General features: G+C 67.3%; 11 protein-coding genes. All 11 read right to left on the bottom strand.

Annotated elements, in window-relative coordinates; translation table 11 throughout:
* Positions 1-61: 61 nt before the first annotated feature.
* The 11 genes from MUB46_RS20195 to MUB46_RS20145 all read right to left on the bottom strand — a co-directional run bounded on the left by MUB46_RS20195 (position 62) and on the right by MUB46_RS20145 (position 12,631).
* Entirely contained in the window at positions 62-784 is a 723-nt protein-coding gene (locus tag MUB46_RS20195; RefSeq protein WP_261617774.1) for an ABC transporter ATP-binding protein, read from the bottom strand.
* Positions 781-2,586 carry a branched-chain amino acid ABC transporter ATP-binding protein/permease gene (locus MUB46_RS20190; RefSeq protein ID WP_261617773.1) on the bottom strand — a complete coding sequence of 602 codons (1,806 nt, stop codon included), beginning with the start codon at positions 2,584-2,586 and terminating at the stop codon, positions 781-783. The genes MUB46_RS20195 and MUB46_RS20190 overlap by 4 nt, the downstream gene beginning before the upstream one ends.
* Positions 2,583-3,626: a branched-chain amino acid ABC transporter permease gene (locus MUB46_RS20185; RefSeq protein WP_261617772.1), complete on the bottom strand. Its 1,044-nt coding sequence runs from the start codon at positions 3,624-3,626 to the stop codon at positions 2,583-2,585. Before MUB46_RS20185 ends, MUB46_RS20190 begins: the two co-directional genes overlap by 4 nt.
* Before the next feature lie 116 nt (positions 3,627-3,742).
* Complete coding sequence (locus MUB46_RS20180) at positions 3,743-4,885, bottom strand: ABC transporter substrate-binding protein (protein WP_261617771.1); 1,143 nt, start codon at positions 4,883-4,885, stop codon at positions 3,743-3,745.
* 59 nt (positions 4,886-4,944) lie between these two features.
* Positions 4,945-5,463 carry a MarR family winged helix-turn-helix transcriptional regulator gene (locus MUB46_RS20175; protein WP_261617770.1) on the bottom strand — a complete coding sequence of 173 codons (519 nt, stop codon included), beginning with the start codon at positions 5,461-5,463 and terminating at the stop codon, positions 4,945-4,947.
* Entirely contained in the window at positions 5,460-7,010 is a 1,551-nt protein-coding gene (locus MUB46_RS20170) for a class I adenylate-forming enzyme family protein (protein ID WP_261617769.1), read from the bottom strand. The genes MUB46_RS20175 and MUB46_RS20170 overlap by 4 nt, the downstream gene beginning before the upstream one ends.
* A 15-nt stretch (positions 7,011-7,025) precedes the next feature.
* Positions 7,026-8,174 carry an acyl-CoA dehydrogenase family protein gene (locus MUB46_RS20165; RefSeq protein WP_261617768.1) on the bottom strand — a complete coding sequence of 383 codons (1,149 nt, stop codon included), beginning with the start codon at positions 8,172-8,174 and terminating at the stop codon, positions 7,026-7,028.
* 308 nt (positions 8,175-8,482) lie between these two features.
* Positions 8,483-10,117 (bottom strand): class I adenylate-forming enzyme family protein, encoded by a 1,635-nt coding sequence (locus MUB46_RS20160; RefSeq protein WP_261617767.1) that lies wholly within the window; start codon positions 10,115-10,117, stop codon positions 8,483-8,485.
* A 34-nt stretch (positions 10,118-10,151) separates the two neighbouring features.
* Positions 10,152-10,955, bottom strand: a complete 804-nt coding sequence (locus MUB46_RS20155) for an enoyl-CoA hydratase/isomerase family protein (protein ID WP_261617766.1) — start codon at positions 10,953-10,955, stop codon at positions 10,152-10,154.
* Positions 10,956-11,004: 49 nt separating this feature from the next.
* Positions 11,005-11,808: an ABC transporter permease gene (locus MUB46_RS20150; RefSeq protein WP_261617765.1), complete on the bottom strand. Its 804-nt coding sequence runs from the start codon at positions 11,806-11,808 to the stop codon at positions 11,005-11,007.
* Positions 11,809-11,815: 7 nt separating this feature from the next.
* Positions 11,816-12,631, bottom strand: coding sequence for an ABC transporter permease (locus MUB46_RS20145; RefSeq protein WP_261617764.1), 816 nt, complete (start codon positions 12,629-12,631; stop codon positions 11,816-11,818).
* Positions 12,632-12,682: the final 51 nt, after the last annotated feature.

The following is a 12,682-nucleotide window of genomic DNA, read 5'->3' as shown; positions in this document are numbered from 1 at the left end:
CAGGTCGGCCGGCGACTCCAGGACCTGATCGGCGGGATGGGGCAGCGGCGGCTGTTCCGGGTCACTTCGGCCCGCCGAGATAGGTCGCGAGAACGCGGGCGTCGTTCGCCAGGGCCCCGGCCTCGCCCTCCATGGCGATCCTGCCTTGCTCTATGACATAGCCGCGGTCGGCGGCCTGCAGGGCTGCGCGGGCATTCTGCTCGACGACGAGCAGTGACACACCGCGGCGCCGGAGTTCGATGATGATCCGGAAGATGTCGCGCACGATGCGCGGCGCGAGCCCCAGAGACGGCTCGTCGAGCATGAGCAGGCGCGGCTTGCCCATCAGCGCCCGGGCGAGCGCCAGCATCTGACGTTCGCCGCCAGAGAGGGTTCCCGCTTCCTGCCCGGCGCGCTCCTTCAGGCGCGGGAACAGCTCATAGATTTCCCTGCGCACGGCATCGATCGCCGCCGATCCGTCGCCGCGCCGGCCGAAGGCACCGAGCTCGATATTGTCGCGAACGCTCATGCTGGAGAACAGGGCGCGTTCCTCGGGTACGAGGACCAGGCCCATCTCGATGCGGTCCTCCATGGGCAGGCGATCGATCCGTTCGCCCATGAAATGGATCTCTCCCGAGCTCGGCTGGGCGCCGACGAGGGCGCGCAGCAGGCTCGACTTTCCCGCGCCGTTGGGGCCGATCGCCGTGACGATGCTGCCGGGGGCGACGGACAGGGAGACATCGGAGACCGCCACGATCTTGCCGTAGTTGACGCCGATGCCGCGCGCTTCGAGCAGGGCGGTCATGGGCGCACCTCCGCGAGCCCGTCTAGGGGCCCATCGATCGGGTCGTCGACGCCGCCGAGATAGGCCTCGATCACCCGTGGGTTCGCGCGCACCGACGCGGGATCGCCCTCAGCGATCTTGACGCCGAAGTCGACCACGACGAGGCGGTCGACCAGATTCATCACGAAATCCATGTCGTGCTCGACCAGCAGGATCGACAGTCCCTGCTCGCGCAGGTCGGACAGAAGGGCCGCGAGATCCTGCTTTTCCTGATGGCGCAGGCCCGCGGCTGGTTCGTCGAGCAGAAGCAGCGCCGGATCGAAGGCGAGCGCCCTGGCGATCTCGAGGACGCGCTGTTGTCCCAGCGCAAGATTGCCGGCCTCGACGTCGGCGAGGTGCCCCAGCCCGACGCGCTCAAGCTGATCCTGGGCGACGCGCAGGATCTGCGCCTCCTCCGCCCGGTCGGCGCGAGCCATGGCGGCGAAGACGCCGGCGGACCCGCGGAGGTTCGCGCCGAAGGCGGCGTTCTCGAGCGCGCTCATCTGCGGGCGAAGCTGGACGTGCTGAAACGTCCGTCCCACGCCGAGGGCGGCGATGTCCCTCTGCGCCAGCGTCTCGATCCTGGTGCCCATGAACCGGACGGTTCCGGAGGTCAGCGACGCGACACCGGTCAGCAGGTTGAACAGGGTGCTCTTGCCGGCGCCGTTGGGGCCGATGAGGCCGAGTATCTCTCCCGCCTTCATGTCGAAGGAGACGTCATCGACCGCACGCAGGCCGCCGAAGACCTTGGACACGCAATCGACCTCGAGCAGGGGCGTGCCGCGCTCGGGAAGCGGGCGCCGGGGCAGGGCCGGCGCCGAAGCCGGCGCCTTCACGGGCTGCTTCGATGGCAGAAACCGCGAGACAAACGACATCAGCCCGGCGGGGGCGCCCTGGATCAGGATGATCACCAGGAGACCGAAGGCGGTGATCTCGTAGCTGCCCGTCCTGCCGGTCAGGAGCGGAAGCCATTCGCGCAACCATGTCCGCACGGTCTCGAAGACCGCCGGACCCAGGATCGCGCCGCCCAGGTTGCCGGTGCCGCCGATCACCGCCATGAACAGGTAGTCGATCGACGCGTTGACCCCGAAGGGCGACGGATTGACGACCCGGACGTAGTGGGCCTGCAGCCAGCCCGACAGGCCGGCCAGGAATGCGGCGAGCACGAAGACGATCAGCTTGAGCCGCGCGGTCGACACGCCGAAGCTCTCCGCCAGCACCTCCGAGGGGAGGCTGCGCATCGCCCGGCCGATGCGGCTGTCGAGCAGGTTGGTCACCGCGAGCATCGCCAGGCCGACGAGGCCCCAGATGAGCAGGTAGAAGTCGCGCGGGTCGGTCAGCGCGGCCTCGCCGATCGAGACCGGTGGGATGTCGGTGATCCCGTTGAACCCGCCGAGAACCGGGATGTTGGCGAACAGGTAGAAGAGCGCGATCCCCCAGGCGAGCGTGCCGAGAACGAGGTAGTGACCGGCGAGGCGCACGGTCAGCGCGCCGAGCGCGACGGCGAACAGCACCGTCACCGCGAGGGCGACGGGCAGGGTCGCGAATACCGACCAGCCGTACTGCGTCGTGAGCACCGCGGTCGAATAGGCGGCAACGCCGCAGAACGCGGCCTGCCCGAAGGACGTCATCGCCGCGACGCCCGTCATCAGCACCAGGCCGATACAAACGAGGGCCGACAGGCCGATATAGGTGAGCGGCGTCACGTAGCCGATCGGCAGTACGAACGGCGCGAGCGCGAACAGGGCGACGGCGCCGGCGATGAAGAGGCGGCGCGGGCTCAATGCTCTTCGTCCTCATGACGGCGCGGCTGCGTGGCCGATCGCCAAAGCAGGAAGGGGATGAGCAGGCCGAAGACGATCGCTTCCTTGAACGGCGATGCATAGAAGGCGGCAAAGCTCTCCACCAGGCCGACGAGCACCGCGCCGAGAACGGCCAGCGGAAAACTCGCGAGGCCGCCGATCACCGCGCCGACGAAGCCCTTCAGCGAAACGAGGAACCCCGAGTCGTAGTAGAGCGTCGTGACCGGACCGATCAGAACGCCCGAGAACGCGCCGATGGCCGCGGCAAGCGTGAAGGCCAGCGCCCCGGTGGAATTGGTGCGGATGCCGACGAGCCGGGCGCCGAAGCGGTTCACGGCGGTTGCGCGCAGGGCCTTGCCCCACAGCGAGCGGCCGAAGAAGTGCCAGAGCGCGAGCATCAGAACGGCCGAGGCGGCGAAGACCAGCATGAGCTGCCAGGAGACCCGCGTCACGCCGATGTCGATGCGCCCGGGAATGAATGGCGGCGTGCGAAAGCCTTCCGACCCGAAGAAGATCAGGCCGAGCCCGGTGAGCGCGTAATGCACCGCGACGGCCACGAACATCAAGGTAAGCGTCGGCCGGTCGGCCAGGGGCTGAAATACCACGCGGTAGACGATGTAGCCGATCGGCGCGACCAGTCCGATCACGAGCGCGATCTGGACGGGAAGCGGCGGCTTCATCGGCGCCAGCCAGAGCGACAGCGCCCCGGCAACCAATGGAATTCCAAGAGACAGCAGCAGCGTCGCCGGCAGTCCCCTGGCATTGCCGCGCCGCCACGCGCGCCAGCCTTCCACCAGCGCGCAAAGGAGGCCGAGACAGCCGGTAAGCCACACCGTGCCGGGAACCACGCCCTGCTGGAACAGCGCGAGCGACAGCGCGCCGAGCATGAGGAAGTCGCCGGCGGGGACCCAGAGGACGCGGGTGACGACGAAGACCAAGAGGATGGACAAGGCCATCAGGGCATAGACGAGCCCGTTCGTCAGTCCGTCCTGCGCAAGCAGCAGGGCAATGTTCGAGTTCATCGGCCGCGGGCCTCGGGTTCGGTTTTCAGGGATCGATCGCGGGACCGGCGCCCCGGGCGCGGCCGCCGTTCCGTTTCCGGAAACCGGCGGTCGCGCCCGGTGCGGACCGTGTCCGGCTATTCCGCCAGGCGGAAACCGTCGCCCTTGACCTCGACGAGGACGCGCGCGCGCTCGTCTACGCCGTAGTGGTCGGTTTCGGTGAACGTGTAGATCGCGTTCGTTCCGGCGACCTCGGCTCCGCTCTGCAGGGCGTCGCGCATCGCCGTGCGGAACTCCGGGGTGCCCGGCTCGGCTGTTTCCGCGGCTACCTTGGCGGCGGCGCCGACCAGCAGCATGGCGTCCCAGGCATACCCGCCCAGCGGGTTCGCCGAGCCCTCGCCCCACTTGCCTTCATAGGTCGAGATGAAGTCGAGCGAGACGGCCTTGATCGGGTTGGCATCGGGCAGGTCGTTCGCCGCGACCATCGGGCCGGTGGGCATGAGCGCGCCCTCGGCCGCGGGGCCGGCGGCTTCGATGAACTTCTTCGTCACCGTTCCGTGCGTGTGGTAGATCGGCCCTTCGAAGCCCTGGTCGCGCAGGGTCACGTGGGGCAGCGCGGCCGCGGTGCCGGAAGCGCCGATGAAGACGGCGTCGGGCGCCGCGGCGATGGTCTTCAGGACCTGGGCGGTGACGGACGTGTCGGTGCGGTTGAAGCGTTCGCCGCCGATCACCTCGATGCCGTTGTCGGCCGCGACCTGTTCCAGGGCGGTCCAGTTCAGATCACCCCAGCCATCGGCGTAGCCGATGAAGGCGATGGTCTTCAGGTCCTTCTTGTTCATGTCCTCGATGATCGCCGAGACCATGATCGGCACCGGCTGGGCGAGGTTGAAGACCCAGGCCCGCTTGTCGTCGGGAATCCGGATCGGGGCGAGGGCGATCATCGGCGTCTGCGCCTCGTTGGCGACGTCGACGATCGCGGCGGACGTCACGCTGGAGGTCGAGCCCAGAAGGACGTCGACTTTGTCCTCGTCGACGAACTTGCGGGCGTTCTTCGTCGCGGTCGTCGGGTCGGTGCCGTCATCGAGCACGATCCATTCGACCGGCATGCCGCCGATCGTATCCGGGAACGTCTCGATGGCGTTTCTGTAGGGGATGCCGTTGGTCGCGTTCGGACCGGTGAAGGTCCCGGTGATTCCGACTTTCAGGCCTTCGGCGGCGGCCGGCGAAATCGCGAGGCAAGCGGCCAGGGTGAAGACTGCACTTCCCAGTTTGAATTTCATACTCAAAGTCCCTCTGTTCTTGTCGTGCGGGGCGGCTTGTTGGCTCTTCGAACCCGCTGCTACAGGCTTGTGCTGAGCGTGGCGTGCATCGCCTCCTTCAGCTCGTCCAGGCGCGAAACGAGATCCGCCTGGGATTCCACCGAGAACTCGGCGAAAATCTCCTCGATCCAGCTGGCCAGGATCGGCGCCATTTCGGCGAAGGCCTCGCGGCCCTCGTCGGTCAGGCTGATAACGATTGCCCGGCGATCGTCGGGCGCGGGGGAGCGCACGACGAATCCGCGCTTCTCGAGATCGTCGATCACCGCGGTCACGTTCGATCCGGTCACGACCGTACGGCGAGACAGTTCGCCCATGCGGATGCCGTCGGGAAACCGGTCGAGCTGGGACATCAGGTTGAAGGCGGTCTGGTTGATCCCGAACCGCTCCTTGATCCGTCCCTTCACGCGCTGCTCGGCGCTGTGCGCGCAGGCCAGCAAGCGCACCCACAGCCGCAGATGCTCCTTGCCGTCGGCCGTCCGGTTTCCGGGCCGAGCCTTCTTCGATTTCCGTGGCGTCGTGGCGGTGTCGAGATCGGTCATGTCGGGCCTCCCACCAGGGCCCGCCGGTAGAGCTTGCCGGTCGGCCCGGTCGGAAGGCTGTCGACCGGATGGATGTCCTTCGGCAACTTGGCGGCGTGCAGAACCTCGTTTTCCCGGCACCAGCCGAGAATGTCGCCGGGACAGACGTTCGCGTCGTCCAGGACCACCCAGGCCTCGATGCGCGACCCCCACAGCGGATCCGGTATTCCCGCGACCGCCGCCTGGCGGATGGCGGGATGGCGCATCAGGGCGGCCTCTATCTCCTCGGCCTGGACCTTGATGCCGCCGCTGTTGATCAGGTGGTCGGTCCGGCCGACGACGCGGAGGCTGCCGGCCTCGTTCCGGTAGCCGGTGTCTCCGGAGCGCCACCAGCCGTCGCGAAAGCGCTCCGCACTCAGAGTCGGGTCCTTCCAGTAGCCTGTCGCGAGCGAGGGCCCCGACAGCAGGATCTCGCCGACCTCTCCCGGCCCCAGGTCCCCTTTCGCAGGGTCTTCCGGATCGGCGATGCGGACCTTTGCCGCGCTGGCGACGCGGCCGGCCGGCGCGTCGTCGGCGGCGAAGGCGTCCTCGTGAACCAGGACGCCGCAGGCGCAGGCGCCCTCGGTCGACAGATAGGCGGTGGTCACCCGCGCGGCGACGCGCGCCTGGATCTGTTCGACCAGCGCCCCCTCGGGCGGTTCTCCCGACATGAAGGCCAGCCGCACGGCGGACAGGTCGTCGCTGTCGCTCAGGGCACCGAGCACCATGCGCCACATCGTCGGAACCAGAGGCGCGATGGTGATCCGTTCGGACTGCAGGCCATCGACGAAGGCGGCCGCGTCGAACCGGCGCTGAAAGTGAAGGCGGGCGCCCGATGCGAGAAACGGCGGCACCACGTTGGCCCAGCCGCCGAAGGAGGTGCCGATGACGACGAGCACGCTGTCGCTGTCGTCGAGGTCGCGATAGACCTCCGGTCCGGCGGCGCAGGAAGCGAGAATGGTCCGGTGGGTATGGACGACGCCCTTGGGCCGCCCCGTCGACCCGGACGACAGGACGACGGCCACCGGATCGTCGGGGTCGGCGGCGTCCAGCGGCTCCACGGGGTCGGCGAAGGCGGCCGGAAAGCCTTCCGGGTCATCGAGCAGGACGACCCCTGGCGGGCGGGCGGCCGCCTCGCAGATCCGGTTCGCCAGATCGGCGAACTCGCTGTCGCAGAGCAGGAGGTCGGCCCCCAGCCAGTCGATCGTTCCCGCCAGGCGATCCGGCGTATCCATGAGGTGCAGGCTGGTTACGACGGCCCCGCAGCGGACGGCGCCAAACCAGGCGACCGTGTGGGCGACACTCGGGCGCGCGATGAAACACACGTGACTGCCGCGCGCGACCCCGAGCCGTTGCAGCGCCCCCGCCGCCAGGCGCGTCGCCGTCTCCACGCCCGGCCCGTGCAGCCGGAGATCGGCGTCGGTCAGGAACGGGCGGGCGCCGCGCAGGGCGCAGGCCGCCGTCACCATCGCGCCCAGGGTCGCGGCGGCGGCCGGCCCAGAGCGATCGTTCGGTGCGGCGTGCTGCATGGCTCGTCTTCTACCTCAGTAGGTCCGGGAGATGATGTGTTTCATCACTTCGTCCGTCCCCGCCCAGATGCGGTGGACGCGCGCATCCGTCCAGGCCCTCGCGATCGGGTATTCCCGCATGTAGCCATAACCGCCATGCAGCTGGACGCAATCGTCGATCACCCGGTCGGCGAGCCTGGTCGTCCACAATTTGGCCTTCGCCGCCATTCGTTCGCTCAGCCGGTCTTCGGCCAGGAGCGCGATGCACTGGTCGACGAAGGGGCGGCCGACGGCGATCTCCGTCTCGAGTTCGGCCAGCTTGAAGCGCGTGTTCTGGAACGAGACGACGGGTTTGCCCCACGCCGATCGCCCGCGCACGTAGTCGAGTGTCTGTTCGAACGCGGCCTCGGCCATCGCCATCGAACGGACGGCGACCACCATCCGCTCCTGCGCCAGCCCGTGCATGAGCTGCCGCCAGCCTTCGTTCTCCACGCCGCCGAGCAAGGCGTCCTCGGGGACGATCATGTCGTCGAAGAACAGTTCTGCAGTGTCCTGCGCGTGGTTGCCGACCTTCTTAAGTTTGCGGCCGCGCCGGAAGCCGGGCAGCGAGGTATCGACCAGGAACAGCGAGATCCCCTTCGGGCCGCGCTCGGGATCCGTCTTCGCGGCCAGCAGGACCAGATCCGAAATGATGCCGTTGGTGATGAAGATCTTGCTGCCGTTGATGCGGTAGCCGCCGTCCACCCGCTTGGCGGTTGTCCGCAGACCGCCGAGGTCGCTACCGGTGTGGGGCTCGGTCAGGCCGATCGCGCCGATCGTCTCGCCCGACGCCATCCGGGGGAGCCAGTGCTGCTTCTGATCCTCGGTTCCGAAATGCGTCAGGAACGGCGCGACGATGTAGCCGTGCATGTCCCAGGCCGGCGCGCCGAGGGTCAGGCGTCCCAGCTCCTCCAGGACGACGGCGTCGAACCGGAAATCGCCGCCGACCCCGCCATAGTCCAGCGGGATGCTTGTACCCAGGAGGCCGATCTCGCCGGCCTGGAGCCAGGCTTCCCGGGGCGTCCGCCCGTCCTCTTCCCACTGCGCGTAGTGCGGCAGAACCTCGCGCTCAAGGAAACCGCGAACGGACCTCCTGAAGGCCTCGTGTTCTTCGAGAAAAACCGTTCGCGTCACTTCGAGGCTCATCGTTCGTTCGGTCCGTTGTCCGTAGTGGTTCAGTTCTGAATATTTCAATTTTGAATTTATCGGTTGTCAAGGGCCATTGCCGCGGAGCGGCAACGGACTGTGTTTCTGCTGTGTGATCGGCCGATCAAACCGACGGGGCGACAAGGCGAGAAGGCAGGCCGGCTGTACCCGTACGGCTATCCGGACACAGAGATCCGCTCTCGAAAGGCGCCGTCCTCCCGACGACCGCCTCGTTGCGGTGTCCGCGTGCGTCTTATGGGGTGAGTAGCCGACCGCTCGCGAAGCGCGGCCGGATCAGGCCGGTCCCCCTAGAGCCACCTTGCTTCCTGCCGGTCGTAGGATCCGGCCCGCAGGTCCTCGGCTTCCTCGATCAGGACGCGCTTCTGGATCTTGCGGCTCGGCGTCCTCGGGAAGTCGTCGACGTATGCGATGAAGCGCGGGATCTTGAAGGCGGCGAGATGGGCCTTGCAGTGCTCGATCACGGTCTCGGGCGGACAGGCATCGCGGTCGGTGCCGGCCTTGAGGAGGAGATAGGCCTTGACCTCCTCGCTCCGCATCGGGTCGGGAACGGGAACGACGGCGGCCTCCTCCACCTCGGGCAGAAGGCGCAGCACCGCCTCGACCTCCTGCGCGGCGATGTTCTCGCCCGAGCGCTTGATCATGTCCTTGATGCGGCCGACGATGTAGTAGTAGCCGTCCTCGTCGCGGCGGAAGACGTCGCCGGTCCGGAACCATTCTCCCCGGAAGGAGTCGGCGTTGGCCTCCGGCCGCTTGTAGTAGCCCCACAGGATCGACCGGCCCGAAACCCAGAGTTCGCCGGTCTGGCCTGTCGGCACGTCGTTGCCGGCCTCGTCGACGATGCGGAGGTGGCGGAAGGGGGCAGGCAGGCCGCACGTCCGTTCGAGCGCCTTGGCCTCGGCGGCCGCCGGCACCAGGGTCGCGCCGCCGATCTCGGTCATTCCATAGCCCTCGCGGGCGACGACGTCGAAGCGCTCCTGGACTTCGCAGCGGGCCTCGCGGCTCCAGCCGTAGATCGACACGTATGTCAGATGCAGTTCCTTGTCGGCGGACGAGGCGGGCCGCGCCTTGAGGGCGGGTTCGGGAAAGATGCAGTAGTTGATCTCATAGTCCTTCAGCCAGTCGTAGAACCGGGTCAGGCTGATGCGGCGGGCGACATGCGCGGTGCCGCCGAGGCGCATGATCATCAGGAACTGCCACATCGGGTCCATGTAGAAGAACGGTGCCCAGATCAGCGAGTTCTTCACGCCGCCCCACTGGTCGCGGAACGTCGCCGCGTACTGGCCGATGATCACCCAGTAGTCGTGCGTGAGCATGCAGCCTTTCGGGAAACCCGTCGTGCCGGACGTGTACTGGATGTTCAGGAGGTCGGTGCGGGACACCGCGCTCGGCGGCTCGAAGGGCAGGGCGCCCTCGTCGAGCAGGGCGCGCCAGTGAGCCCGGCCCTCGTTCCTGTCGCCGTGCACGATGACGCGGGTGTCGTCCAGCAGCGGCGGACGGTTCTCCATGGCCTCGTAGGAGCCGATCAGGCCGGCGTCGATGACGAGGAACTGCGCATCGGAATCGCTGAGGACGAAATGGAGCTCGTCCGCCGTATAGGCGGCGTTGACCGGGATCATCACGGCACCGATCCGGCCGATCGCCACCCAGGTTATCGGGAAGGCCGGCACGTTCGGCAGCATCACCGCGACGTGCGTGCCCTTGCGCACCCCGAGCCGGACGAGGCTCGAGGCGAGGCGGTCCGCGTATTCGTCGAGCTGGCGATAGGTCAGCGTCTCGCCTTCGTCGAACCAGTTGCCAAGTATCTTATCGCCGCGCGTGGCGGCGCATTCGCGAACGAACGCGCCTAGGGACTCCGGCATTGCCGTTGCCTCGAGCTGGGGCCGGAGCCGGTCCATCTCGGCAACCCCTGGATCACTACTCATCTGGGTTTTCCTGATTGGCCGATTTTGTGCCTGCCTACTCGCTCAGCGCGCTGCCGCCGGCGAGCGGCGTCGCCGTGACGCCGGGCTGGCTCAGATAGGCGGCCCGCTGCAGGCGATAGAGATGGCTCGAAAAGGCGATTGCCTGCTCCCGCGGCAGATCCTGCGCGCGCTTGAAGACCTCCATCTCGACACGCACCGCCAGGGGGGGATGGGACGCGATCTTCTCGGCCACTTCCATAGCCCGTTCCATCAGCTTGTCGCGCGGGACGATCTCGTTGATGAGATCGTGCTTCAGCGCGTCCTCGGACGTCAGCGGCTCGCCGGTCAGCAGCATCCACAAGGCGACCGCCGGCGGCAGATGTCGGCCGAGTTGAGTCGTGCCGCCGGCGCCGCCCATGCCATAGGCGATCTCCGGGAACCCCAGCTTGGCGCCGGGAACGGCGATGCGGATGTCGGTGTGGCTTAGGAGATAGATCAGGCCCATGCCCATCGCCGCGCCATTGACCGCGCCGATGATCGGCTTGTAGCGCTCGATCGTCTTGAGTTCGCGTTCCCAACCCGGACGGAGCTCCGCATTCTCGTCCGTGGAGGGCCAGAAGTGCGCGTCGGTGTTCTTCTCAGGGGAGCCGTAACCCCAGTCGCGCTTGATGTCGTCGCCGCCGCAGAACGCCCGGTCGCCGGCGCCGGTGAGGATGCCGACCCGGACGTCGCGATCGGCCACGAAAACGCGCATGTGGTCGTGGAACTCCTTGTGCATGGCCGGCGTGAGCTGGTTCACCTTGTCGTTCTCCAGCGTGAAGATCGCCACGTGTCCCCGGCGTTCGTACTTAACGGGCATTAGGTTGGCTCCTTGCCTATCTCTCGTGATGTCCGGTGCTTCATCTCGTTCAGCCGTCCTGAACCGAGGCGGCGCGACGGCGCAGCAGTTCCGCGCCGACCATGGCGACGGTCGTCGCGACGATGAGAAGGCTCGCGACCGCCGCTACGGTCGGGCTGATCTCGAGCCTCAGATCCGCCCAGATGCGCATCGGCAGCGTTTCGCGGCTGCTCATCAGGAACTGGGCGATGATCAGTTCATCGAAGGAGACGAAGAACGAAAAGACCGCGGCGGCGACCATGGCGGGCAGGAGGCTCGGCAGCGTTGCCGCCCGGAACGCGCGGAACGGGCCGGCGCCCAGCACGCGGGCGGCACGTTCCAGCGTCGGGTCGATCTGGCGTATCGAGGCCCCGACGATCAGGACGACGAAGGGCAGGGAAATCGTCGCATGCGCCCCTATCAGCGTCAGCTCGTTGTCCGCGAAGCCGAGCTTGATCGCCATGATGAAGATGCCAAGCGCGATGAAGATGTGGGGCGTGATGATCGGGGCTGTGACAAAGGCCGTCACCATTCCGCGCAACCGGAAGGCCTGCCGCTCGAGGACGACGACGGCCATCGTCCCGACGATGGTGGCGAGGAGGGACGAGGCCAGCGCGACCTTCAGCGACAACAGCGTCGCGTCGATCCAGACCGGGTCGGAGAAATACTCGTAGTACCAGCGCAGGCCGATCTGTTCCGGCGGGAAGCGCAGGAAATCGCTGCTGGAGAACGAGAGCGGGATGACGACGAAAATCGGAAAGACGAGATAGGCAACGATCGACCAGAAATAGACCGCCAGGGCGATCGCCGACGTCGGTTTGCGCTTGGCTGCCATATCTACCTCACGCGATGCGGCGCACGAGCCGACCGCCGATCCAGCGGATCAGGGCGACAGTGACGATCGTGCCGGCCAGGAGCAGGACGCCGAGGGCCGAGGCGAAGCCCCAGTTAAGTTGCTCGACCTGCGTCTCGATCAGGTTGGCGAGCATAAGGTCCTGGCGGCTGCCGATCAGGGCGGGCGTGATGAAGAACCCCATCGACAGCATGAAAACGATGATGGCGCCGGTCAGCGTGCCGTCGAGACTGAGCGGGATGAAGACACGGCGAAGCGCCTGCCAGGGCGTGGCACCGAGAACCCGGGCGGCGCGGATCAGGTCCATGTCGATCTCGGTCATCGCGCCGTAGCAGGTCACGATCTGGACCGGCAGGAGGATCTGCAGCATCGCCACGTAGACGGCGCCCGTGGTGAACAGCATCCGCACGGGCTCCTCGGTCAGGCCGAGACCGATCAGCGCGCCGTTGATGATCCCGTCGCGGCCGAGCACCACCATCCAGGCATAGGACCGGATCAGGATGCTCATCCAGAGCGGCACGAAGATCAGGAAAATAAGCAGGAACTGGGTGCGGCGGGGGCGGGTGCTTATGAAGTAGGCCACCGGATAGCCGACCAGCGCTGCGAGGAGGGCGATGACCAGCGAGACCTGCAACGTCCGCCAGAAGATCGTGGTGTAGATCGAACGGTCGATGACGCGATCGAAGTGCTCGGTCGTGAAATTCGGGTCGAAGAGGCTCGAGCGGACGATGTCGAGGCTCGGCAGCAGGAAGAACCCGACCAGCAGCGCGAAGGCGGGCAGGAACAGCCAGTTTCTACGGATCATGCCGGTCACGAGCGATCACGCGGAGCGATGGTTTAGGGCAGGCGGCGGCGC

This window comes from Microbaculum marinisediminis, assembly GCF_025397915.1.
Lineage (GTDB): Bacteria > Pseudomonadota > Alphaproteobacteria > Rhizobiales > Tepidamorphaceae > Microbaculum > Microbaculum marinisediminis.
Note: the sequence above shows the minus strand (reverse complement) of the source record. Positions and strands in the feature narration are given on the sequence as shown.

Coding starts and splice junctions, on each gene's coding strand:
- MUB46_RS20180 (WP_261617771.1), bottom strand. CDS start 4,885: ATGAAATTCAAACTGGGAAGTGCAGTCTTCACCCTGGCCGCTTGCCTC.
- MUB46_RS20155 (WP_261617766.1), bottom strand. CDS start 10,955: ATGCCCGTTAAGTACGAACGCCGGGGACACGTGGCGATCTTCACGCTG.
- MUB46_RS20145 (WP_261617764.1), bottom strand. CDS start 12,631: ATGATCCGTAGAAACTGGCTGTTCCTGCCCGCCTTCGCGCTGCTGGTC.
- MUB46_RS20150 (WP_261617765.1), bottom strand. CDS start 11,808: ATGGCAGCCAAGCGCAAACCGACGTCGGCGATCGCCCTGGCGGTCTAT.
- MUB46_RS20195 (WP_261617774.1), bottom strand. CDS start 784: ATGACCGCCCTGCTCGAAGCGCGCGGCATCGGCGTCAACTACGGCAAG.
- MUB46_RS20160 (WP_261617767.1), bottom strand. CDS start 10,117: ATGAGTAGTGATCCAGGGGTTGCCGAGATGGACCGGCTCCGGCCCCAG.
- MUB46_RS20165 (WP_261617768.1), bottom strand. CDS start 8,174: ATGAGCCTCGAAGTGACGCGAACGGTTTTTCTCGAAGAACACGAGGCC.
- MUB46_RS20185 (WP_261617772.1), bottom strand. CDS start 3,626: ATGAACTCGAACATTGCCCTGCTGCTTGCGCAGGACGGACTGACGAAC.
- MUB46_RS20170 (WP_261617769.1), bottom strand. CDS start 7,010: ATGCAGCACGCCGCACCGAACGATCGCTCTGGGCCGGCCGCCGCCGCG.
- MUB46_RS20175 (WP_261617770.1), bottom strand. CDS start 5,463: ATGACCGATCTCGACACCGCCACGACGCCACGGAAATCGAAGAAGGCT.